General features: G+C 39.5%; 13 protein-coding genes, 28 tRNA genes and 3 rRNA genes. 4 read left to right on the top strand and 40 right to left on the bottom strand.

Annotated features, from left to right (window positions below):
* The first annotated feature begins 42 nt into the window (after positions 1-42).
* Positions 43-918 (top strand): Cof-type HAD-IIB family hydrolase, encoded by an 876-nt coding sequence (locus tag G6534_RS02745; RefSeq protein WP_059074757.1) that lies wholly within the window; start codon positions 43-45, stop codon positions 916-918.
* A gap of 2 nt (positions 919-920) precedes the next feature.
* A complete protein-coding gene (locus G6534_RS02740) occupies positions 921-1460 on the top strand; it encodes an LURP-one-related/scramblase family protein (protein ID WP_182083113.1) in 540 nt (179 codons plus the stop codon).
* A 29-nt stretch (positions 1461-1489) separates the two neighbouring features.
* Here G6534_RS02740 and G6534_RS02735 read toward each other — a convergent pair whose 3' ends face one another.
* Complete coding sequence (locus G6534_RS02735) at positions 1490-2056, bottom strand: GNAT family N-acetyltransferase (RefSeq protein ID WP_059074759.1); 567 nt, start codon at positions 2054-2056, stop codon at positions 1490-1492.
* A gap of 225 nt (positions 2057-2281) precedes the next feature.
* The gene (locus G6534_RS02730; RefSeq protein ID WP_153000001.1) at positions 2282-2809 is read right to left on the bottom strand and encodes a TetR/AcrR family transcriptional regulator; all 528 of its coding nucleotides are present in this window, start codon (positions 2807-2809) and stop codon (positions 2282-2284) included.
* Between the two features lie 188 nt (positions 2810-2997).
* On the opposite strand from G6534_RS02730, the gene G6534_RS02725 reads away from it, so the two are divergent.
* Positions 2998-3477 (top strand): hypothetical protein, encoded by a 480-nt coding sequence (locus G6534_RS02725; RefSeq protein ID WP_059074761.1) that lies wholly within the window; start codon positions 2998-3000, stop codon positions 3475-3477.
* Positions 3478-3631: 154 nt separating this feature from the next.
* Here G6534_RS02725 and G6534_RS02720 read toward each other — a convergent pair.
* From G6534_RS02720 to G6534_RS02540, 37 genes are all read right to left on the bottom strand, one after another.
* A tRNA-Leu gene (locus G6534_RS02720) sits at positions 3632-3715 on the bottom strand.
* A 34-nt stretch (positions 3716-3749) separates the two neighbouring features.
* Positions 3750-3820 (bottom strand) — tRNA-Cys (locus G6534_RS02715).
* Positions 3821-3840: 20 nt separating this feature from the next.
* A tRNA-Gln gene (locus tag G6534_RS02710) sits at positions 3841-3912 on the bottom strand.
* A gap of 6 nt (positions 3913-3918) precedes the next feature.
* Positions 3919-3991 (bottom strand) — tRNA-His (locus G6534_RS02705).
* An 18-nt stretch (positions 3992-4009) separates the two neighbouring features.
* Positions 4010-4080 (bottom strand) — tRNA-Trp (locus G6534_RS02700).
* 4 nt (positions 4081-4084) lie between these two features.
* Positions 4085-4167, bottom strand: a tRNA-Tyr gene (locus G6534_RS02695).
* Between the two features lie 4 nt (positions 4168-4171).
* A tRNA-Phe gene (locus G6534_RS02690) sits at positions 4172-4244 on the bottom strand.
* Positions 4245-4249: 5 nt separating this feature from the next.
* Positions 4250-4323 (bottom strand) — tRNA-Asp (locus G6534_RS02685).
* Between the two features lie 23 nt (positions 4324-4346).
* A tRNA-Met gene (locus G6534_RS02680) sits at positions 4347-4420 on the bottom strand.
* Positions 4421-4449: 29 nt separating this feature from the next.
* Positions 4450-4539 (bottom strand) — tRNA-Ser (locus tag G6534_RS02675).
* A 51-nt stretch (positions 4540-4590) separates the two neighbouring features.
* Positions 4591-4662, bottom strand: a tRNA-Glu gene (locus G6534_RS02670).
* Between the two features lie 7 nt (positions 4663-4669).
* Positions 4670-4757, bottom strand: a tRNA-Ser gene (locus G6534_RS02665).
* An 8-nt stretch (positions 4758-4765) separates the two neighbouring features.
* Positions 4766-4840: transfer RNA gene (locus G6534_RS02660), tRNA-Ile, on the bottom strand.
* A 13-nt stretch (positions 4841-4853) separates the two neighbouring features.
* A tRNA-Gly gene (locus G6534_RS02655) sits at positions 4854-4924 on the bottom strand.
* 44 nt (positions 4925-4968) lie between these two features.
* Positions 4969-5042 (bottom strand) — tRNA-Asp (locus G6534_RS02650).
* A gap of 19 nt (positions 5043-5061) precedes the next feature.
* A tRNA-Met gene (locus G6534_RS02645) sits at positions 5062-5135 on the bottom strand.
* Positions 5136-5168: 33 nt separating this feature from the next.
* Positions 5169-5242 (bottom strand) — tRNA-Ile (locus G6534_RS02640).
* A gap of 7 nt (positions 5243-5249) precedes the next feature.
* Positions 5250-5323 (bottom strand) — tRNA-Met (locus G6534_RS02635).
* Positions 5324-5356: 33 nt separating this feature from the next.
* Positions 5357-5430: transfer RNA gene (locus G6534_RS02630), tRNA-Pro, on the bottom strand.
* Positions 5431-5450: 20 nt separating this feature from the next.
* A tRNA-Arg gene (locus tag G6534_RS02625) sits at positions 5451-5524 on the bottom strand.
* Between the two features lie 13 nt (positions 5525-5537).
* Positions 5538-5623, bottom strand: a tRNA-Leu gene (locus G6534_RS02620).
* Between the two features lie 14 nt (positions 5624-5637).
* Positions 5638-5709, bottom strand: a tRNA-Gly gene (locus G6534_RS02615).
* Between the two features lie 4 nt (positions 5710-5713).
* Positions 5714-5786: transfer RNA gene (locus tag G6534_RS02610), tRNA-Thr, on the bottom strand.
* Positions 5787-5847: 61 nt separating this feature from the next.
* Positions 5848-5930 (bottom strand) — tRNA-Leu (locus tag G6534_RS02605).
* 23 nt (positions 5931-5953) lie between these two features.
* Positions 5954-6026: transfer RNA gene (locus tag G6534_RS02600), tRNA-Lys, on the bottom strand.
* A 6-nt stretch (positions 6027-6032) separates the two neighbouring features.
* Positions 6033-6105: transfer RNA gene (locus G6534_RS02595), tRNA-Val, on the bottom strand.
* Positions 6106-6116: 11 nt separating this feature from the next.
* Positions 6117-6233, bottom strand: a 5S ribosomal RNA gene (gene rrf, locus G6534_RS02590).
* 76 nt (positions 6234-6309) lie between these two features.
* A 23S ribosomal RNA gene (locus tag G6534_RS02585) occupies positions 6310-9227 on the bottom strand.
* Positions 9228-9339: 112 nt separating this feature from the next.
* Positions 9340-9411 (bottom strand) — tRNA-Ala (locus G6534_RS02580).
* Positions 9412-9436: 25 nt separating this feature from the next.
* Positions 9437-9511 (bottom strand) — tRNA-Ile (locus G6534_RS02575).
* A gap of 83 nt (positions 9512-9594) precedes the next feature.
* Positions 9595-11161 (bottom strand): 16S ribosomal RNA (locus tag G6534_RS02570).
* Together the 16S, 23S and 5S rRNA genes with 28 tRNA genes alongside form the textbook arrangement of a ribosomal RNA operon.
* 544 nt (positions 11162-11705) lie before the next feature.
* Positions 11706-13772, bottom strand: coding sequence for an LTA synthase family protein (locus G6534_RS02565; protein WP_059074852.1), 2067 nt, complete (start codon positions 13770-13772; stop codon positions 11706-11708).
* Positions 13772-14815 carry a lysylphosphatidylglycerol synthase transmembrane domain-containing protein gene (locus G6534_RS02560; RefSeq protein ID WP_059074851.1) on the bottom strand — a complete coding sequence of 348 codons (1044 nt, stop codon included), beginning with the start codon at positions 14813-14815 and terminating at the stop codon, positions 13772-13774. Before G6534_RS02560 ends, G6534_RS02565 begins: the two co-directional genes overlap by 1 nt.
* The gene (locus tag G6534_RS02555; RefSeq protein ID WP_059074850.1) at positions 14815-15849 is read right to left on the bottom strand and encodes a glycosyltransferase family 4 protein; all 1035 of its coding nucleotides are present in this window, start codon (positions 15847-15849) and stop codon (positions 14815-14817) included. The genes G6534_RS02560 and G6534_RS02555 overlap by 1 nt, the downstream gene beginning before the upstream one ends.
* The gene (locus tag G6534_RS02550) at positions 15842-17041 is read right to left on the bottom strand and encodes a glycosyltransferase family 4 protein (protein WP_059074849.1); all 1200 of its coding nucleotides are present in this window, start codon (positions 17039-17041) and stop codon (positions 15842-15844) included. The genes G6534_RS02555 and G6534_RS02550 overlap by 8 nt, the downstream gene beginning before the upstream one ends.
* 78 nt (positions 17042-17119) lie before the next feature.
* The gene (locus G6534_RS02545) at positions 17120-17614 is read right to left on the bottom strand and encodes a QueT transporter family protein (RefSeq protein WP_059074848.1); all 495 of its coding nucleotides are present in this window, start codon (positions 17612-17614) and stop codon (positions 17120-17122) included.
* A 129-nt stretch (positions 17615-17743) separates the two neighbouring features.
* Positions 17744-18388, bottom strand: coding sequence for a deoxynucleoside kinase (locus tag G6534_RS02540; RefSeq protein ID WP_010020467.1), 645 nt, complete (start codon positions 18386-18388; stop codon positions 17744-17746).
* A 267-nt stretch (positions 18389-18655) separates the two neighbouring features.
* Here G6534_RS02540 and G6534_RS02535 point away from each other — a divergent pair, with 267 nt between their 5' ends.
* On the top strand, positions 18656-20869 hold the full coding sequence (locus tag G6534_RS02535) for an LPXTG cell wall anchor domain-containing protein (protein ID WP_059074847.1): 2214 nt from the start codon (positions 18656-18658) through the stop codon (positions 20867-20869).
* 48 nt (positions 20870-20917) lie between these two features.
* Here G6534_RS02535 and G6534_RS02530 read toward each other — a convergent pair whose 3' ends face one another.
* The gene (locus tag G6534_RS02530; RefSeq protein ID WP_059074846.1) at positions 20918-22732 is read right to left on the bottom strand and encodes a DUF2207 domain-containing protein; all 1815 of its coding nucleotides are present in this window, start codon (positions 22730-22732) and stop codon (positions 20918-20920) included.
* Positions 22733-22767 lie beyond the last annotated feature (35 nt).

Below are 22767 nucleotides of genomic sequence, written 5' to 3'. Positions count from 1 at the left end.
GGTAACATTCACTTATAGCATAACGCATTCGGAGGAAACTTTATGATTAAATTAATCGCATCCGATATGGATGGTACTTTACTAAACGAAAAGATGGAGGTTTCAGATCGTAACATCCAAGCAATCAAGGATGCACAAAAGACTGGCATCGAATTTCTAATTGCTACCGGCCGTGGTTTGAGTGAGGCCAAACCATTTTTAAGAAATCAAGTTCATCCAGGATATATTACTTTAAACGGAGCTGAAGTCTTTGACAGCAATGAAAAATTGATTTCTAGCAATCCGATTTCAGCAGAATCTCAAAATAAAGTCGTTGACTACTTTCATAAATATGGTGTTTATTTTGAAGTCGTTACTGATAAGGGAATTTTTTCAAACGACCGCGAGGCTAGAGTCAATAACTTGGCTAATTTACTAGTAAAATTAAACCCTGGCACTTCTTTCAAACAAGCCTTAAGAGATACTCAAGAACGCGTCAAAATGATGCCAATGAACTTCGTAGACAGTTATGACCATATCTTCAATGATAAATCCTTCAAAATCATGAAATTGATTGGTTTCAATGAACATCAACATAGAGTACTTGCTCCTATGAAAAAAGAAATCACCAAAAAAATTAAAGACGTAGTTGTCACTTCCTCATCCCCTAATAACGTTGAAGTTAATAGTGTCGATGCCCAAAAAGGAATTGCTCTTCTACAATATGCCAAAAAACGTAATATCTCACCCGATGAAATTATGGCAATTGGAGATAATTTAAACGATTATTCCATGATCAGAGATGCTGGAGTCGGCGTAGCTATGAAAAACGCTATTCCAGCCATTAAGGAAATCGCCCAAGTTGAAACTGACAATAATGCCAACGATGGCGTAGCTCAAATCATAGAAAAAACGATTGAGGACCAAAAGCAGGATTAACCATGGAGCTTTATATTCGTAAAGCAGATTTGGCAGTTGGCAACATTTTAGTCATTGCCAATCAAAGTAAAGAAACCGTCTTTATAGCCTCACGCGACAAAGACAATCCTTTCTTGATCAAATTATATAATCGTTTAAATACGTTAATTGGTGAAATAAGTTTAAAAAATAACTTTCTAAAAATTTACTCTATTAAAATCAACGGTGAAGAAAAAGCTACTATCAATGCATTGCCAATGATCGACTTAAAGTTTGTCTATTTGAGCAAAGTTAATTGGAGTGTCGTCGGTAACTTGGTCGAGTCTAATTATCACGTAACTCAAGCTGGTAAAGAAGTTTTGCAAGTTCAACCGACTATTTTAAGCCAGGGACATCCTGGATTAGAATTATCATTTAGCAATTTGGATGACGGTCCAATGAGTACTTTATTAGCCATCTTTTTAGATAAATACATTAAACTACCTACTTTAGCACCAAAAACTGATCTAGATAATTTAGGCTTAAAATCTAAAATGCCTTACCTAAATAATTTTAACAAATAAAAGACCTTTCCTATTTAAAGGAAGGGTCTTTATTTAGTTAAATCATATTGCATGTGGTCATACAAATGACTACCGATATATAATTGTCCAACTTGTTTGAAACCAGTTTTGTCATAAACATGTCTGGCAGGTGCATTATCAACATCAACATTTAAACTTAGGATTTTTTCACCACGTTCACGGATCACTTCAATAAAATGTTCCATAGTTGCAGTTCCGATACCTTTACCTTGGAATTCTGGAGCAACCGCAAATGAATCCAAATACCATTCACCAGGCCAAGCTTCCTTATCTCCAAATAAGTTATCTTCTTTGATACCATACTTGTGCATAATCTTCTTCAAAGGTTCGTCAATTGTGTCTTCTGCTTCTTCTGGATAACCGACCATAATTGCTACTACTTTGCCATCGATCTCATTAACTAAGATATTATCCAATCCATAGCGATAACCTGGTTGGAAAAAGCCTTCTTTAATAACTTGAGCCATCTTTTCGTCGCCAACTTTTTTGAAAACATCTAATTCCATTTCATCAAAGATTTGGAACAAAATTGGCAATATCTGATCTGCATCTTCCTCTTTAGCATTTCTAAACATTTTTTCACCTCAAGTATATATAATACATGATTTAATAATAATCTCAAATGTGAAAATAGACGCACTAAAACAATGACCCCACAACGAATCATTGTTTTTTTTTATTCATAAAATTACTCCCACAATTCTCCTCTTTATTTTTTTTATAATCATTCCTGATTACAAATATATTTTAACGTGTTCATTTTCATCTGAGAATCTACATTTTTCTGAAAATGTCCAATTTTATACATTAAACAAAAAATGTCCATATTTTACTAAAATATCAATCATTTCAATTTGATTAGTTTTTAAATTATTATCGAATTGCTTCCTTAGCATTAAGATAAATGCATCCAAAGCCACCTTACTAATTACCTTTTCCTGATTGTATTGAATCAACACTTTACCGAAATCTTCCATTATTTGGCGATGAACGTGTTCTTGATTAATAAAAGGAACAGTTTGGCGGTACAAATTCAAACAAAGCATCTTGTTGTCGTAAATATAGGTAACTAGATTTTTGATCAATTCTTCATATGATTGGCAATCACGTGTGATCTCTTTAAGAATAACTTTCTCAATCAGATCTTTATACACATATTCTAAACTGCCAAAATTATTATAAATTGTACTCCGACAAACAGTAGCTTTTTGAGACAATTCCACTAGAGTAAATTTTTCAATACGACGACTAGAAAATTCTTGATAAATAGTTTCAATCAAATGTTGTTTGGTTAAAGACATTGGCGTGTTTTCCTTCCCGTTTTTCATAATCATCTTAACAAGCCACAATTTTTTTAGATACCAAATAAGGGCAATAATTGAATTTAAATCATTATATTAATTGATTAAGCAATAAATATATATTTATCAAACATAAACAATTAGCTACCCTTTTACCTATATGTCAGCATAATCAAAGAATTATACTAATCGTAGATACGTTTTAGGAGGCCGTCATGAATCGAAAAAGGATTGCTTTAATTACCAGTCTCATTTTTTTATCGGATTGTACTGTAGAGAATTTTAATCCTTTAAAGAATAACCTTAAAAGCGACGTAGAAGCCGTTTCTCAATCTAATAAGAAAAAGTCTAAAGACAAGTATCCAGACATCTCTAAAGAGCTAGATATAACTTCTATGGAACAATACAGCAGTAATGTACTATTTATGAACTTAACTTTAAGAAATTTCTTCGTGAAGGACATCTATCTTGATGATCAAAGCAATTATCATTTGCTACTAACTCCATTAAAGACTAGCAATCAGTACTTCGTCACGACTATTAAAACTAATAAAACCATTAAAATTGGTAACAAGATAACTATTCAAGGTTTCATTAATGGCAAAGTTAAAGTTCACGATGAATATTCCTTCAATTTAAAATACAATGGTAAAAATGCTGTCTCCGTTATGGTGGATCATTTTGAAATTAATTAATTCAGATATAATTATGTGCAAAATATGTGCAGAAACTCAAAAAACACTCAAAAGTTCCATTATTCGGAGATACAAAAAAAGCTCAAATCATTGATATAACAACAATTTGAGCTAACTGATATTTGGTTTAAAAAAGGTTTTAAAAACCATCCAATACCGGTGATCGGGGTCGAACCGATACTCCCTAGTGGGAACAGGATTTTGAATCCTGCGCGTCTGCCAATTCCGCCACACCGGCATATTTCTATGCCTGATTACTTAAGCATAACCAAAGGCGGTAACCGGATTTGAACCGGTGATGAAGGTTTTGCAGACCTCTGCCTTACCACTTGGCTATACCGCCATATTCTTTTTTTACAGCAATTGGGTTAGCTGGATTCGAACCAGCGCATGACGGAGTCAAAGTCCGTTGCCTTACCGCTTGGCTATAACCCAATAAAGGGCGGTATGTGGGAGTCGAACCCACGTGTGCCGGTGCCACAAACCGGTGTGTTAACCACTTCACCAATACCGCCATGATAAAAGGTAGAAACAGGGATAGTAGGAATTGAACCCACACCGACGGTTTTGGAGACCGTAGTTCTACCTTTAAACTATATCCCTAATATGGAGGGGAGTGGATTCGAACCACCGAACCCGAAGGAGCGGATTTACAGTCCGCCGCGTTTAGCCAGACTTCGCTACCCCTCCAAAATGGCGCGGGACGGAATCGAACCGCCGACACATGGAGCTTCAATCCATTGCTCTACCAACTGAGCTACCGAGCCATTAACGGTCCCTGCGGGAATCGAACCCGCGATCTCCTGCGTGACAGGCAGGCGTCCTAACCAACTAGACCAAGGAACCAAATTTAATTTTTTCAAAACAAATTGCGGGAGCAGGATTTGAACCTACGACCTTCGGGTTATGAGCCCGACGAGCTACCAGACTGCTCCATCCCGCGATAATAAAAATATCACATGCTACCCACTAAGGAGGATGTGGGATTCGAACCCACGCGCCGCTTTCGCGACCTGACGGTTTTCAAGACCGTTCCCTTAAGCCGGACTTGGGTAATCCTCCATTGCTTAATACGTAATGCTATTTAATTAATTCTTGATGCTAATGCATCAATGACCCGTACGAGATTTGAACTCATGTTACCGCCGTGAAAGGGCGGTGTCTTAACCACTTGACCAACGGGTCATATTAACGGAGAAGGAGGGATTTGAACCCTCGCGCCGCTTACGCGACCTACACCCTTAGCAGGGGCGCCTCTTCAGCCACTTGAGTACTTCTCCAGATATAGTGGGCCTAAATGGACTTGAACCATCGACCTCACGCTTATCAGGCGTGCGCTCTAAACCAGCTGAGCTATAGGCCCATAAAAGTGGCAAAGCGGGTGACGAGAATCGAACTCGCGACAACAGCTTGGAAGGCTGTGGTTTTACCACTAAACTACACCCGCATATTACCTTACGGCTACTACTTCTTATGATAGATAACTATCAACGGTCCCTGCGGGAATCGAACCCGCGATCTCCTGCGTGACAGGCAGGCGTCCTAACCAACTAGACCAAGGAACCAAATTAATTTTTAAAACAATTGCGGGAGAAGGATTTGAACCTACGACCTTCGGGTTATGAGCCCGACGAGCTACCAGACTGCTCCATCCCGCGATAACAATAATTGTTAAGGTCCATACAAAATGATGGACCCTGTAGGACTCGAACCTACGACCGAGCGGTTATGAGCCGCCTGCTCTAACCAACTGAGCTAAAGGTCCGGAATAATAGCGGCGAAGGGGATCGAACCCCCGACCTCCCGGGTATGAACCGGACGCTCTAGCCAGCTGAGCTACACCGCCAAAAACTGTGACACTGACAACATACATTGTCTATCGGGAAGACAGGATTCGAACCTGCGACCCCCTGGTCCCAAACCAGGTGCTCTACCAAGCTGAGCCACTTCCCGAGATTGAATATTTGGAGCAATGCACCTAGTAGGAGTCGAACCTACAACCTTCTGATTCGTAGTCAGACACTCTATCCAATTGCGCTATAGGTGCATATTCATTATAGTGCCGAGGACCGGAATCGAACCGGTACGGTAATTACTTACCGCAGGATTTTAAGTCCTGTGCGTCTGCCAGTTCCGCCACCCCGGCGTTACTATAATGAAAGCGGAAGACGGGATTCGAACCCGCGACCCCCACCATGGCAAGGTGATGTTCTACCACTGAACTACTTCCGCATTATGCCGACTAGAGGATTCGAACCTCCGACCCCCTGTTTACAAGACAGATGCTCTGCCAGCTGAGCTAAGTCGGCATAAAACCAATACTTTCATATTTTACTAAATGAAACTCAATATTGCAACAACAATATTGAATACGGGTGAAAGGACTTGAACCTTCATGTCCAAAGGACACTAGAACCTAAATCTAGCGCGTCTGCCAATTCCGCCACACCCGCATGGTGCGTATATATGTTGCAAATGAGCCGTGACAGGTTCGAACTGTCGACCCTCTGATTAAAAGTCAGATGCTCTACCAACTGAGCTAACGGCTCATGATATGGAGGATACAGGGATCGAACCTGTGACCTCCTGCTTGTAAGGCAGATGCTCTCCCAGCTGAGCTAATCCTCCATCATGAGACAGCGTAGCGACTCTCTATCCTCGCGGGTAGTTTCCCACCAACTACTTTCGACGCGGAGAAGCTTAACTTCTGTGTTCGGCATGGGAACAGGTGTATCCTTCTCACTATCGTCACTACACTGTTTGACACTCGTACCTTCAAAACTAGATATTAAGTTAATGATTAAAACACTTCGAACTGCTGTAAACTCTTACTCGATTAAGTCCTCGATCTATTAGTACTGCTCAGCTCCATGTATCGCTACACTTCCACCCGCAGCCTATCTACGTCATATTCTTTAACGGATCTTACTTCCATAAAGGAATGGGAAATCTCATCTCGAGGGGGGCTTCACACTTAGATGCTTTCAGCGTTTATCCCTTCCATACGTAGCTACCCAGCGATGCGCCTGGCGGCACAACTGGTACACCAGAGGTATGTCCATCCCGGTCCTCTCGTACTAAGGACAGCTCCTCTCAAATTTCCTACGCCCGCGACGGATAGGGACCGAACTGTCTCACGACGTTCTGAACCCAGCTCGCGTACCGCTTTAATGGGCGAACAGCCCAACCCTTGGGACCGACTACAGCCCCAGGATGCGATGAGCCGACATCGAGGTGCCAAACCTCCCCGTCGATGTGAACTCTTGGGGGAGATAAGCCTGTTATCCCCAGGGTAGCTTTTATCCGTTGAGCGATGGCCCTTCCATATGGTACCACCGGATCACTAACTCCGACTTTCGTCCCTGCTCGACTTGTCAGTCTCGCAGTCAAGCTCGCTTTTACGTTTACACTCTGCGAATGATTTCCAACCATTCTGAGCGAACCTTTGAGCGCCTCCGTTACATTTTAGGAGGCGACCGCCCCAGTCAAACTGCCCACCAGACACTGTCCCTCATCGCGCTGAGCGATGTAGGTTAGAGCTTTCATATAACAAGGGTAGTATCCCACCAACGCCTCCTTCGAAACTAGCGTTCCGAAATCAACGGCTCCTACCTATCCTGTACATGTCACACAAAAACTCAATATCAAGCTACAGTAAAGCTCCATGGGGTCTTTCCGTCCTGTCGCGGGTAACCCGCATCTTCACGGGTATTATAATTTCACCGAGTCTCTCGTTGAGACAGTGCCCAAATCATTACGCCTTTCGTGCGGGTCGGAACTTACCCGACAAGGAATTTCGCTACCTTAGGACCGTTATAGTTACGGCCGCCGTTTACTGGGGCTTCAATTCTCAGCTTCGCAAAAGCTAACTGATCCTCTTAACCTTCCAGCACCGGGCAGGCGTCAGCCCATATACGTCATCTTACGATTTAGCATAGACCTGTGTTTTTGATAAACAGTTGTTTGGGCCTATTCACTGCGGCTGGCTGTTACACCAGCACCCCTTCTCCCGAAGTTACGGGGTCATTTTGCCGAGTTCCTTAACGAGAGTTCACTCGCTGACCTTAGGATACTCTCCTCGACTACCTGTGTCGGTTTGCGGTACGGGTAGTTTATTTCTAACTAGAAACTTTTCTTGGCAGTGTGAGTTATTGTGCTTCGTTACTAAAATTTCACTCCCCATCACAGCTTGTCCTTAAAGATATAAGCATTTGACTCATATCAAGACTTACTGCTTGGACGCGCATATCCATCAGCGCGCACACATCATCCTCCTGCGTCCTTCCATCGTTCAAACAAAATAAACTAGTACAGGAATATCAACCTGTTATCCATCGATTACACCTCTCGGTCTCATCTTAGGCCCCGACTAACCCTGGGAGGACGAGCCTTCCCCAGGAAACCTTAGTCTTGCGGCCGACCAGATTCTCACTGGTCTTTCGTTACTCATACCGGCATTCTCACTTCTAAGAACTCCACTGCTCCTCACGGTACAGCTTCAATGCTCTTACAACGCTCTCCTACCACGTGTCATACGACACATCCACAGTTTCGGTATCATGCTTAGCCCCGGTACATTTTCGGCGCAGAATCACTCGACTAGTGAGCTATTACGCACTCTTTGAATGAATGGCTGCTTCTAAGCCAACATCCTAGTTGTCTATGCGTTTCCACATCCTTTTCCACTTAGCATGAATTTTGGGACCTTAACTGGTGATCTGGGCTGTTTCCCTTTCGACGGTGGATCTTATCACTCATCGTCTGACTCCCGGGTATAGATCAATGGTATTCGGAGTTTATCTGAATTCAGTAACCCAAGACGGGCCCCTAGTCCAAACAGTGCTCTACCTCCACGATCCTAATCCCCGAGGCTAACCCTAAAGCTATTTCGGAGAGAACCAGCTATCTCCAAGTTCGTTTGGAATTTCACCGCTACCCACAACTCATCCCAGCATTTTTCAACATACACGGGTTCGGTCCTCCAATGCGTTTTACCGCATCTTCAACCTGGTCATGGGTAGGTCACTTGGTTTCGGGTCTACATCAACATACTTAGTCGCCCTATTCAGACTCGCTTTCGCTACGGCTCCGACTTTTCATCTTAACCTTGCATGTTAACGTAACTCGCCGGTTCATTCTACAAAAGGCACGCCATCATCCATAAACGGACTTTGACTACTTGTAGGCACACGGTTTCAGGATCTATTTCACTCCCCTTCCGGGGTACTTTTCACCTTTCCCTCACGGTACTGGTTCACTATCGGTCACTAGGGAGTATTTAGCCTTGGGAGATGGTCCTCCCGGATTCCGACGGAGTTTCTCGTGTTCCGCCGTACTCAGGATACTGAATGGAGTGGGTCAGATTTCGTTTACGAGGCTTTCACTCTCTTTGGCCAAGCTTTCCAACTTGTTCAACTATCATTACCTTTTGTTCTCACAACATCAGTCCTACAACCCTATGAAGCAAGCTTCATAGTTTGGGCTATTCCCGTTTCGCTCGCCGCTACTCAGGGAATCGAATTTTCTTTCTCTTCCTGCAACTACTTAGATGTTTCAGTTCATTGCGTGTTCCTCTTGATTGCTATGTATTCACAAACAAGTAAATATCCATTACGATATTTGGGTTCCCCCATTCGGAGATCCCCGGATCAAAGCTTACTTACAGCTCCCCGAGGCGTATCGTCGTTAGTTACGTCCTTCATCGGCTCCTAGTGCCTAGGCATCCACCGTGCGCCCTTTATAACTTAATCTTGACAAAATATGGAAATACATCCATTTTTATCGCGCAGTTTTCGGTGTTTCTTTTAAATCATTAATTCTTAATATCCAGTTTTCAAGGTACGAGTTTGACATCTCTGTCAATGGAGGTTAACGGGATCGAACCGATGACCTCCTGCTTGCAAAGCAGGTGCTCTCCCAGCTGAGCTAAACCCCATGTTACTATTAAATTTTCTGAGAATGGGCCTAAATGGACTTGAACCATCGACCTCACGCTTATCAGGCGTGCGCTCTAAACCAGCTGAGCTATAGGCCCGAAATGCGCCCGGTAGGCCTCTCAAAACTAAACAAAGTTTTAACGTTGTGTATTTCCGTTGATGCTAAGCATCATATCCTTAGAAAGGAGGTGATCCAGCCGCAGGTTCTCCTACGGCTACCTTGTTACGACTTCACCCTAATCATTTGTCCCACCTTAGGCGGCTAGTTCCCCGAAGGGTTACCCCACCGACTTTGGGTGTTACAAACTCTCATGGTGTGACGGGCGGTGTGTACAAGGCCCGGGAACGTATTCACCGCGGCATGCTGATCCGCGATTACTAGCGATTCCAGCTTCATGCAGGCGAGTTGCAGCCTGCAATCCGAACTGAGATCGGTTTTAAGTGATTTGCTTGCCCTCGCGAGTTCGCAACACGTTGTACCGACCATTGTAGCACGTGTGTAGCCCAGGTCATAAGGGGCATGATGATTTGACGTCGTCCCCACCTTCCTCCGGTTTGTCACCGGCAGTCTCACCAGAGTGCCCAACTGAATGCTGGCAACTGATAATAAGGGTTGCGCTCGTTGCGGGACTTAACCCAACATCTCACGACACGAGCTGACGACAACCATGCACCACCTGTATCCATGTCCCCGAAGGGAAAGACTAATCTCTTAGCTTTTCATGGTATGTCAAGACCTGGTAAGGTTCTTCGCGTTGCTTCGAATTAAACCACATGCTCCACCGCTTGTGCGGGCCCCCGTCAATTCCTTTGAGTTTCAACCTTGCGGTCGTACTCCCCAGGCGGAGTGCTTAATGCGTTAGCTGCAGCACTGAAGGGCGGAAACCCTCCAACACTTAGCACTCATCGTTTACGGCATGGACTACCAGGGTATCTAATCCTGTTTGCTACCCATGCTTTCGAATCTCAGCGTCAGTTACAGACCAGAAAGCCGCCTTCGCCACTGGTGTTCTTCCATATATCTACGCATTCCACCGCTACACATGGAGTTCCACTTTCCTCTTCTGCACTCAAGTTTACCAGTTTTCGAAGCACTTCCTCGGTTGAGCCGAGGGCTTTCACTTCAAACTTAATAAACCGCCTACATTCTCTTTACGCCCAATAAATCCGGACAACGCTTGCCACCTACGTATTACCGCGGCTGCTGGCACGTAGTTAGCCGTGGCTTTCTGGTTGAATACCGTCAGTACGTGAACAGTTACTCTCACGCATGTTCTTCTTCAACAACAGAGTTTTACGATCCGAAAACCTTCTTCACTCACGCGGCATTGCTCCATCAGGCTTTCGCCCATTGTGGAAGATTCCCTACTGCTGCCTCCCGTAGGAGTTTGGGCCGTGTCTCAGTCCCAATGTGGCCGATTACCCTCTCAGGTCGGCTACGTATCATTGCCTTGGTGAGCCATTACCTCACCAACTAGCTAATACGCCGCGGGTCCATCCAAAAGCGATAGCAGAGCCATCTTTCAAGCTACGATCATGTGAAAGTAGTTGTTATGCGGTATTAGCACTTGTTTCCAAATGTTATCCCCCACTTTTGGGCAGGTTACCCACGTGTTACTCACCCGTCCGCCACTCACCAAAATCTGAATCATGAAGCAAGCTTCAATCTTCAGGATGGTTCGTTCGACTTGCATGTATTAGGCATGCCGCCAGCGTTCGTCCTGAGCCAGGATCAAACTCTCATATTAAAAGTTTGTGACTCATAAAAAATTATACTAGCGAATTGACTTCGTTGTAAATCCAACAAATAAATGTTGGCCTACACAATTTAGTGTTAAAACTTTGTTCAGTTTTCAAAGGTCTACCAGCTGATTAAGCGCTTACGCTCATCAGCGACTTAATTATTTTATCAAGCTGACAAGTTAATGTCAAGAACTTTTTAAAATAATTTTTCTAACAAATCATCAAGTAAATGATAATTTGTTAGGTGATGTCTAACAGACAACTTAATTATCTTATCGAAGATGCAAGAGCAAGTCAAGCACTTTTTTAAAATAATTTTTGACGTCTTGGATAAGCTGTAAGGCTTGAATCCGTTGACGCCGTTGCTCTGTCGCAACAACAAGATATATATTACCAATTAGAATAGAGGTGCGCAACCCTTTTTTACAAAAAAGTTGAATTTTTTTCAAAAAATAGCTCATATACTAGTTCATCATCTAATTATACCCTTCTATTTCGTTACCAAAGCAAACAAAAAAGCATCAGAGACAATATCTCCAATGCTTTATATTATTTGTCTGAGCTCAATTCAGGCGCATCCGTTTGATACAAGTCAACCATCGACTTATTGTCGTTTTGTGCTAATAGACTTGTTCCATTCTTAGTACGTGCTTTCTTGAGTTTCTTCAAAGCTTTACTCTTCTTATATGAGTAGTCTTTAGTATTAACCTTCTTAAATCCTGGTAACTTATGGAACCTTAAAAGATCTCCATTAATTACACGATCAGATAATGACAACTCAGTCGTTACCTTATTCGATAATTTAGCCTTCTCGGCAGAAGATATCTTCTTATCCACTTTACCAGTCTTCGTGTTGTAATACGTACTACCCACTTTAGTTACTTCAGGCGTGACAAAATCACCATTTCTGAATGCCACTACTTGCGAGTGCTCACTCGATAACAAATCACTACCAAATTGAATCATGTTCTTGTTACTAATTCCCAATAAATTCAACAAGGTAGGTAGAACATCGATTTCACCACCGTAAGTATGATTGATACCACCTTTTAGGCCATCCATATGAATCATAAATGGTACACGTTGGTATTGAGCATCATTAAAGCTATTGAAGCCTTTGATTCCAGTCAATTTAGCCATAGCTTTATTGTGGTTATTAGAAATACCATAGTGATCACCATATAGAACAACCATACTATTCTTATCCAAACCAGTTTCTTGTAACCAATTCATAAATTCACCAATTGATTGATCCAAATAATGAGCAGTTTGAACATAACCATCAACGGTACTATCACCAGTGTCAGTCTTAGAAATAGTTTGATTCTTCTTATCCAATGTATAAGGATAGTGGTTCGTAACAGTAATCAACTTAGCATAGAAAGGTTGTGGCAATTGTTCAATATATTGTGCAGAATCCTTCAAGAAAATCTTATCTTTCATACCATAACCGATGTTATAACTCTTCTTTTCCTTATAGTACTCTGAACTAAAGAAGTAATCATATCCCCATGACTTATAGGCATTATCACGATTCCAGAAACTAGGAACATCCCCGTGGAATGAAGCACTAGTATAACCAGCCTCTTGATCCAAAATAGCTGGAGCTGCTTGGAAGGTATTTGTCGTACCATCGGTAACCATAGCTGAACCTTCTGGCAATCCGAAGAGTGAGTTTTCTAGCATCAACTCAGCATCAGCAGTTTTACCTTGTCCAACTTGATTAAAGAAGTTATCAAAACTAAGTGTGTCGTCTTCATGATAGATCTTATTCAAGTTAGGAGTTACTTCTTCACCATCCCACTTAAAGTCAATCATGAATTGTTGCAAACTTTCCAAATGAATAATAAAGACGTTTTTACCTTTAGCAACACCAGTATATTCGACGTTAGGCTGCACGTAATTATTCTTCATGTACTTCTCAATCGAGTCAATATCTGAACTCTTAGCTTGAGATTTAACCGCATTTGTCTTAGTAGTTTTGACCATATCATAAACATTAAAGACATTTAGTCCTAAGTATTTAACGATATAGTTATTATCAAAAGTTCTTGTCAACAGCTGTGAACGATCACTTTCAGCCAAAGTCAAATTAGCTCCAAATAGCAATACTGCTAAAGAACTGACCAACACTGGAATTCGCCAATTAAGTTTTCTAATATCAACCTTGATGACGTGAAAGACCAACAATAATATCAGAATAATAACATCAGTAAAGACTAGGAAATCAGTTGGTTTCAAAATACCCATGATACTTTTACCAAGGTTATTGGAAACTGAACCTGAACCTTTAATAAGTACCATAGTTAAAAAGTCAGAGAATTCTCGATAGTACAAAATATTCGAGAATAACCAGACCGTATCCAAGAAATCAACAATCAGTAGAAAAATATAAGATTTTCTACCTTTCATATACAGTGAGATACCAAACAATAACAGCATCACTGGAATTGGATTGATGATCATCAAGAATGTTTGAATCGAACCCTTAACACCCAAGTTAAACTTAGTTTCATAAGCATAAATGGTTTTAAGAGTATATAAAAATACAGCCAGGATCACAAAACCCAGCCTAGTATTTAAAAAATTAGAAATACCTTTAGTAATACGCTTCATTATTTTCGCTCCATAGATTTATTAGCAACTTGTTGTTCAATTTTCGGTTTCTTCGAAACAGCAATAATCCCTAAGAACATCCCCAAATAATACGTAATAAATCTCCATAAAAACATACCCAAAACGAGACCTGAAGGAGAAGGTATAAATCCAGCAAACAACGTCTTGAAGCTGAACTCTGCCCCACCTGATCCACCAGGGATTGGGAAGATTGAGACAATCATAACGATCATGATGTGCATGACTAAAACATCAACAACATTCACATGGTCGCAGTTTAGTGCTAGTAAAACAAAGTAAACTACGAAGTAATACAAGAATAGCTGCAAGATTGTCAGTAAAGAAGCCTTGAGAACTTTTTTCTTCTCACGTTTCAAAACTAAACTCTCATTATAAAAGCTATCAATACTACTCATAGCTGACTGTAAAATTTTATCACGTTTTTCCTCTTTGAGAAAAAATAAAACCGGTTTCAACACAATTTGTACCATTTTTTTGGTGAAATCATAGTAATACATGATCATTAACAAGAAAGAAATCGTCGCAACATGAATTACCATTCCAAAGACGATCAAAGTTGCCAATCCAGAAAAATGTTGTGCCACACTCTTAAAACTGACTAACATCGCAACAATGAAATTTACCAGTACCATTAATTGATAGATAACAAACTTCATCAATAAAATTGAACTAGCACGTCCGCCATCAATTTTTGATTGCATCAGACCAATCAATTGAGCTGGCTGACCACCAGATGAAAAAGGCGTGATTGCATTGAACAAAGCCTGAATCAATGGGATCCGATACATCTCCCACCAACCAAACTTACGCTCTCCTTTTCTCTTCAATAAGGTATGTAAAACCATTGCTTCAACGCCATACGATAACAAAATCGATAAGAATGCCACCGCAAGCCAGAAATAATTTAACCCTTTAAAGGTCGAAACTAAAGAATTGAAATTAATATCTTTGGCTTCCCACCAAAAAATACCAATTCCTAATCCTAGCATTATAAATAATGCTGCTATGTGTTTTCTATTCATTATTTACCCTGTTTAGCAATTTTATATTGACTCGTATAGAAATCATACCAGATTTTACTCAAATTTTCTTCTGAGTACTGTTTGGCAGCTTCCTTAGACTTTTTCTTAAAGCCATCCAAAATAGAACGATCCTGATTAGCTTTGTTGATAAAGGCATTCATATCAGAAAAACCATCAGCTTTTTGATAATAGCCATCAATAATAGCACGGTACAATTCCAAATCTCTCAATAAGACTGGTGCACCACAACTGAAAGCTTCCAAGACTGACATTGGGAACAATTCGTCATAAGAAGGTAATAAGAATAAATCACAAATATTATAATAATTTACTAAATCATTTCTATCAACTATTCCCGTGAATTTCATATTATCAGGCGCATTGTCAATCATATCCTTATAACGGTCATAACCGTCAGTGATCTTACCAAAGGAAAAACCACCCGCCCAAATAAATTGAATATCAGGATTAGTCTGTGCTAACTTGTAAAAATCATCGATTCCTTTACGTTCTTGGACTTGACCATCGCCAAAAACAACGAATTTATCTTCTGGAATACCAATTTTCTTTCTAAATTCAGCCTTTTCTTCAGCTGTTTTTTCATAAAAGTTATCAGTTGAAACAAAATTAGGAATGTACTTAATTTTGTCCCGGTCCAATCCATGTGCAACCAACTTATCGATAAAAGTTGGATTAACCACGACGATTTGGTCCATACGTTTGTAAAAGCTGATGACATATTTATAAAAAATACTACGAGCTGGCTTAGGCAATTTGATACTACCTTCTAAAGTTTCTGGTAAAAAGTGCACATAGCCAATCTTACGACCTCTCTTCTTTGAAAAAGTCGAAGCGTAAAATTGTGGGTCAATCGTATGATAATGGCTCAAATCACTCTTTGAGTAATCATTGATCTTGACCTCAAATTCATCACTAAAGTGTTCTTTCAACAAGTTGATCAATTCCTTATAGGCACTGCCAACCCCTTGTCCGGCTACTTTATCAGCTGATGAAAACATATTAATTTTAATCATTAGAATACTCCTCTGGATCAATTGATGAATCTGAAAGTTTCTCTCTTATGAAGTAGTCTTCGGAACGACGATAAAAATCAAGTATTGAATTGCCAAATCCGTCTGATGAAATGCCGTAGAGAACCTTCTTACGAGCATCACGGTCATCAAAAGAATTAGGATGTTCCAAATAAGTTTTGATTTTTGGCACCAATTGGTCATCTTCACTAAAAGTAACCCCAACTGACGGATCAGTCAATAAAGCATCCGTATAAGGTGCACTTCTAACAACGATCTTTGTTCCAGAAGCGATTGCTTCAATATAAGTTAAGCCTTGTGACTCAGTATCACTGGATGAAACAAACAAATTAGCCATGTGATAATAAGGTGAAATTTTATCATGCTCAACTTCACCAGTAAAAATAACGTTATCACTGATACCTAAGTCTTTACTCATCTGAACTAACTCATCCATATCAGGACCATCACCGACGATAACCAACATAACTTTCGGATTATATTTCAATAAATCTGGCATTGATTTTAACATATGGTCAATTTTCTTTTCCAAAGCAATTCGACTCAACATCAAAATCACCGGTGTATCTTCAGCAATTCCTAATTTTTCACGGACAGCTGAAGCGTTGACCGGTTTAGTATATTCTGACAAATCAACCCCAGTTGGAATAATTGAAACTGGTGCTTTGATACCATAACGGTCCATTGTTTCTTTAACTTGCTTACTAGGAGCAACTACTCCTGAAGCATTCTTTAAAAATAATCGTGTCATTTGCTTAACATGGTATGGCTTTAACAGATGTCCGTTCAATACATAATGTAAATAATCTTCATACATTGTGTGATATGTGTGAACAAATGGAATTTTGAGTTGTTTTGCAACAAATTTACCCATCATACCTAACGAGAATTCAGTTTGCGTGTGAATGATATCTAGTTTTAATTCTTTAGCTAAATCGACAGCATGAAACATTCCTCGAATTGCAATCCTTCTATCAGTAAAGGATATAAAGGGAACACTAGCCAAACGGAAAATATTTGGTTCAATCGTATTCTTAGGAACATTGGGATCAGTCGTCGTAAAAATATACACCGAATGACCTTTACGCTCCAAATCATTCTTCAAGGTCTGGATCGATGTAGCTACCCCACTAACTTGAGGGAAGTATGTATCGGTAAAAATTCCGATATTCATATAAACACATCTCCTCACAATACTTTATAAAGTAGATTATAACAAAAAAATGGAGGAATCACTTCCCCCATCCACGTCTTACCTTATTAATTTACTGAAACTTTGATTCTGCATCAAGAAATAGAATACTACTGCACCGATTGCGACTACGACCAACTCACCCAAGCCGACCGTGACGAAGTTAAGCCAAAATGGCAACTTCAAAATAAAATGAAGCTCTGCTCCAACAATAATCCCATTGACCACGGCACAAACAACTGGAACGGCCCATAAAAATTTGTTATCAGCAGGAATTCTAGTAATAATTAGACAAGCAATAGCAGTTGCCAAAGTTCCCAAAATCAAATCAGCTACTCCCAATGAAGCACTGAAAATATTAGAAACAAAACATCCCACGATCAACGACCAACTATACTTATGATTAAAAAATGGCAATAACATCAAAATCTCGGAAACACGGAATTGAATTTGACCATAAGAAAATGCTGAAATTCCTGGAGCAATCGTCACAGCTACGTACAAAGCTGCAATCAATGCTAATTGTGTAATATCTCTTGTTTTTAAATTACTCAAAGTAAAACCTCCACTGTTTTAATTTCATAGCAGGTTACCAGTGCAAACTGCCTTTAATAGGGTATCTTATTTTGCCTATACTAGCAAGCAACAAAAAAGCCCAGAAATTAATCTAGGCTGTTTAATTAACTAGTCTAAAGTACCACGAACGCGTAATTGTTCATCGATCAAATCAAGAACCTTTTGACGGTCTTCAGGATTTTCAACGAAGTCATACTTGTCCCCATCAATCTTCATCTTAGGACTGTAATCATAGTCATCATACCAACCATCATAACGTGAAAGCAAGTTGTGGTAGTATTCTGGCAAAGTTGGGTCTTGTTCTGGTTGTTCATATGAACGGCCACGTTTTTCGATACGGTGAATCATTGTGTCATATGAGATGTCCAAGTGAACTAACAAATCTGGAGCCTTTTTAGCAGCAGCGTATGGTAATTCTTGCATCATATTAGCCAATAATTCATCATAAACTTTTACTTCTTGTGGTGTAGCACGTCCCATATCAGCATTCATATGGAAGAATAGTGAATCTTCATAGATTGAACGGTCCAAAACGTTGTTATCTTGTACCATAGCTTTCTTGATTGATTCAAAACGTTTGTTTAAGAAGTAGATTTGCAATAAGAAAGCATACTTCTTAGGGTCTTTATAAAATAGTGGCAAAACTGGGTTATTATCAACTTGTTCATAGAAAGCCTCTGTTCCTAAATGTTCTGATAACACCGTAGCCAATGAACTCTTACCGGCTCCAATTGCGCCGCTCAATACGATCATCATTATTATCCTCCAATAAGTGAATTAAATTTATCTATTAGTTTAGTTTCTAAAAAAACAACATTCACTATAATATCACTTATATTCTAGATATTGTATAAATTTCTAAAATTTCACAAGATATGGTATTGATGAGAGCGGATAATGTCCCGTTCATCAGGCTTTATAAGCTCAAATTAATTTATTAATAATTTTCTTCACTACCCTGTTTTAAACATATTATTTCTTTTATAATTAATTATGTAATCTATAGAAAGGGGAAAAGAAATGGGGAAAAAATTACACACTTTTTTAGCTGCTTTTGTGGCTGCATTAGGACTAGTCGTCTTAGTCTTTGCTAGTCATCCTAGTGAAGCTCAAGCGGCTGATTATACTAGTTCTGACATGGTGACTGAGGCTTATATCACTGATCAAAACAAAACTTATAATTACACTAATTCAGTGGGTTTAACTTATAAGTTGAGTCATGAATCCATCAAAAAAGGTGACACCTTAACGATTGATTTGCCAGAAGAACTTTACATTAAAGAAGTTGGCGATCAATTTAGTGTTACAGACAATGACAATAATGTAATTGGAACTGGTATTTTAACAGAATCTGGTCAAATTAAAATTACCTTCACTGAAGATATCGATGATTTCAATGGGGAGTTAACGATTGATAAAGGTATTGGTATCAACAGTAGCAATACTGAAATTGGAAATAATACCGTAGCCTTTCCAACCGTTAATGGTGATCAAAACAGTACTTTGAAAATCAAGGAAAATTCTGAAAACGATATTTCCAAAAAAGGTACTTTGGGTAAGGATGAAAACGGCGATTCAATCATTACTTGGTCCATACTAGTTAACCGTAATGAATTAGATTTAAAGAACTTAGTCGTTAACGATTTAAATATTAGTTCTGGATTGGATTTTGTTGATGGTTCATTAACGATCAGAAAAGCTAGTTGGGTGGACAAAAACACTGGTTCCTATTCAAAAGGTTCTGATGTAACTAACAAATACCCAGTAACTTACGACAAAAATGGTATGCCTTCAACAATCAATTTTGGCGATACTGGTACACAAATGTTTGTTATCTCATTCCAAACAAAACTAGAAAATCCTAGTCAAGCTGAGGATGGAACTGTCTTTCATAACGAAGCCAGTATGACTGGTTCATATAATACGACTGGTAATAACCCAAACGAATTTGAAAGTAATACTTCAGCTGACGTTTCTGGAAAGACTAATTCAGGTAACGGTAGTGGTACTAAATATGGTTCAGTTGTTTTAACCAAAACTAGTGCCGATGAGAATAGTACTTTGATTCCTGGTGCCACTTACAGTCTTTACAGAAAAGATGCCAATAATGATACTTTGATTCAATCAGATTTAGTAACTGATGCAAATGGTCAAATTACAGTTGATAAATTACCAGCTGGTGACTATTACTTTGTTGAGACATCAACTCCAGATGGTTACCAACAAAATCCAAATGAAATTCCATTTACAATCACTGGTCAAACAACGACTGCTGTTCAAGTTGAGACTAAAGATGAACCTGTTGGCTCCAAAGAAGGTTCAATCATTATTCAAAAACTTGATGCTGCAACTGGTTATCGTTTAGCTGGCGCTGAATTCGACGTAATCGATGCTGATACTAACGAAGTAATCGGTCATATCACAACTGATCAACTAGGTTACGGTCACATGTACAACATCCCTTATGGAAATTATATTTTAAGAGAAACTAAAGCTCCTGATGGGTACATCTTAAATAGTAAGGACATTACCTTCACTATTAATGATGAAACTCAAGCACCTGCAATTATTTCAATCGATAACGAAAAAGAAACTGGTGGCGACGGTAACTTTAGTGCTTCAATGATCAAATATGACGCTGACTTACTAGATACAGAAAAAGTTGGTGTTGCTGGTGCTGAATACACACTTTACGATGCTGATGGTACTGCTCTAGGAGTTTTCCAAACTAATGATGAAGGTGTCATCAAAGTTGATAATCTAAACCCTGGTAGTTATTATTTTGTTGAAACTAAAGCTCCTGATGGTTATGATATCAATCATGAAAAAATTGAATTTACTATTACTGATAGTGACATTGAATTAGGTACTCTTGAAACTTCTGATCCTAAATTAACTGGCGGCTCCGGTGGTGGCGAAACACCCGGAACTGACGGTAATGGAAATGAAGGAAAAGATCCTGATCCAGACGAAAACGGCAATACTGACGGTAATGGTAATGGCGACAACAACGGTGGTGTAATTGTTGACCCAGAAAATCCTGGTTCTAACAATAACAACAATGATAACGAAGGCGGATTAATTACTAACCCAATCAATCCTGGAGATACTAACAACGGTTCTAACAGTTCAAGCGAGCTTCCTCAAACTGGTGAAAAAACTAATTTGACAGCTACCTTCTTAGGTTTAGTACTTCTATCCGGAATTGTTTACTTCAAACGTCGTAACGCTTAATAAGTAAAAAATAGACTGAGAAATTAATCTCAGCCTATTTTTTTGGCTCTAAAAGGCTCCACCACCGGAACCTCCACCAAATCCACCTGATGAACCGCCAGAAAAACCACCCGATCCACCACTGACACTTGATGAACTTCCAGCAATACCACCACCAGCACTGATTGCCCCGATAAAGGCAGATTCAAAGCCATTCTTTGAACCTAAGAAACTAGTTGCTCCAATGTAATATGGAACTATCATAGAATCGTTAATTTGCTCGGTAGTGAAGTTTACCTTCAAGGCCTTAATAACTTTATCCGAAACTCCAAAAACGACCGCATAAGGCAAGAATTGCTCCCAGAGAATTAAATCTCCAACTTCGGCCATCTTAATATCATCGATATCAGAAAGCATGCGTTTGAAGGCTTTGATTTCATTAACTTCTTGTTCTCCCAAATCAGTATAAGGAGTGATTTTTCTTTTTGCCATCCACAACATAATCCAAGAAAGAATAGCAATTATTACATAGACTATTCCTAAAACTAATAGCTTTTTGCCAAAAATTGCTGCAATGATGAACATAAGAAATAAAATACTTGGAACAACCACTGCCGTTAAACGGAAATTATCAACGATTCGCATATTTTCCAAATCGAGATATTTCTCACGCCCATTGGCAGCATCTTTAGACCAGCTTTCAAATTGCTGTACAATATCATTTTTAGCTGTGTGATACCCTTTTGCAGCAGTTTTGATCTGTTTCAAGGTAACCTTTTTGCCATCCCCGATATTTTCAATCAAGAATTTGAAAAATGGATTAGTTGGTGGCACCAGAGCAGTAATTTCATAAGTCTTTTTGACTTTTCTGATAGCCATCCGTCTCTTACCCACTTCGTACAACAAATCAGCTGTCAGTGACAAACTATCAGCTTTATCGCTACGATCAAGAATCACCTTCGCCATACTAGGTAAGAACTTAGGTTCATCGAAGAAATGATACAAAGGTGTCGGATGAAAATGCTTGTTGCCAGGATTTTTTTTGATGCTGATCAAACGAGCAATAAGGATTCCAGCGACTACTAAGTAGCCAAAGGTCATTAAAATATTATAAATCCACTTTTTACGTTCTCGACTAGCATTAGCATCCAAAACTAACTGCTTTTCATGGTCGAGAACTTTTTGTTTGATTTTTTTATTGACTACCTTAGGATTATCGGCTGTTACCGTTGTTGGAAAGAGCATTTCAGTTTCAACAAATTGCCCTTCAGGTACAGTATCGATAGTCATTTTGACCGAACCATTTTTTCGATTAACTTTTGTATATCCATCTAATGGTCCATGAGTCCAAGCTTGTAACTTGGAAATATTCTTTTGTGGCAAATTGACCTTTAAAACAACATTGTGCAGATCTTTTTGCCAGCCATCGCCGATTATTTTCCAATTTAGTCGCGCCGTATCAGTGTAATTAGTAATGGCCCCTAACAAATGATACTTATAAACATACGTCAGCTTTTCCGTGGAGGCCGAATGATAAACTTTGATATTCACTTTATCTTGGGTCTTATCAACTTTAAAGGAATTATTTAGTCCGGAATTATTTTGAGTCAATTGTTTAGTCGTATAACCATCGTCGAGATAAACCTCAGGCGGCGTGATGCCATTGATTCCAGCAATATCCTGATTATAGTAAACTCCCTTGAAGTCACCATCAAACTGATAGGTGATTTTTTGTGTTAAATCAATATCACCATTTTTTTGGACGTCTGCTGTAGCGTTGTACTTCTCTATTTGGTAATCGCCATCAGCTTTGACCGTTGAAGTCATTGTAAATATCAGCAACAAACCAAGAACTAGACTCCAAATACCCCAAATTTTCTTCATCGTATCCCCCAGTAAACTTAATTATCCTAATTTTA

The sequence above is a fragment of the Companilactobacillus pabuli genome, assembly GCF_014058425.1.
GTDB lineage: Bacteria > Bacillota > Bacilli > Lactobacillales > Lactobacillaceae > Companilactobacillus > Companilactobacillus pabuli.
This window is presented reverse-complemented; position numbering and strand designations above follow the sequence as displayed.

Bases quoted from the DNA above. Each gene is read 5' to 3' on its own strand.
- G6534_RS02725 (WP_059074761.1), top strand. From the start codon at position 2,998: ATGAATCGAAAAAGGATTGCTTTAATTACCAGTCTCATTTTTTTATCG.
- G6534_RS02550 (WP_059074849.1), bottom strand. From the start codon at position 17,041: ATGAATATCGGAATTTTTACCGATACATACTTCCCTCAAGTTAGTGGG.
- G6534_RS02555 (WP_059074850.1), bottom strand. From the start codon at position 15,849: ATGATTAAAATTAATATGTTTTCATCAGCTGATAAAGTAGCCGGACAA.
- G6534_RS02565 (WP_059074852.1), bottom strand. From the start codon at position 13,772: ATGAAGCGTATTACTAAAGGTATTTCTAATTTTTTAAATACTAGGCTG.
- G6534_RS02540 (WP_010020467.1), bottom strand. From the start codon at position 18,388: ATGATCGTATTGAGCGGCGCAATTGGAGCCGGTAAGAGTTCATTGGCT.
- G6534_RS02745 (WP_059074757.1), top strand. From the start codon at position 43: ATGATTAAATTAATCGCATCCGATATGGATGGTACTTTACTAAACGAA.
- G6534_RS02530 (WP_059074846.1), bottom strand. From the start codon at position 22,732: ATGAAGAAAATTTGGGGTATTTGGAGTCTAGTTCTTGGTTTGTTGCTG.
- G6534_RS02535 (WP_059074847.1), top strand. From the start codon at position 18,656: ATGGGGAAAAAATTACACACTTTTTTAGCTGCTTTTGTGGCTGCATTA.
- G6534_RS02740 (WP_182083113.1), top strand. From the start codon at position 921: ATGGAGCTTTATATTCGTAAAGCAGATTTGGCAGTTGGCAACATTTTA.
- G6534_RS02560 (WP_059074851.1), bottom strand. From the start codon at position 14,815: ATGAATAGAAAACACATAGCAGCATTATTTATAATGCTAGGATTAGGA.
- G6534_RS02730 (WP_153000001.1), bottom strand. From the start codon at position 2,809: ATGAAAAACGGGAAGGAAAACACGCCAATGTCTTTAACCAAACAACAT.
- G6534_RS02735 (WP_059074759.1), bottom strand. From the start codon at position 2,056: ATGTTTAGAAATGCTAAAGAGGAAGATGCAGATCAGATATTGCCAATT.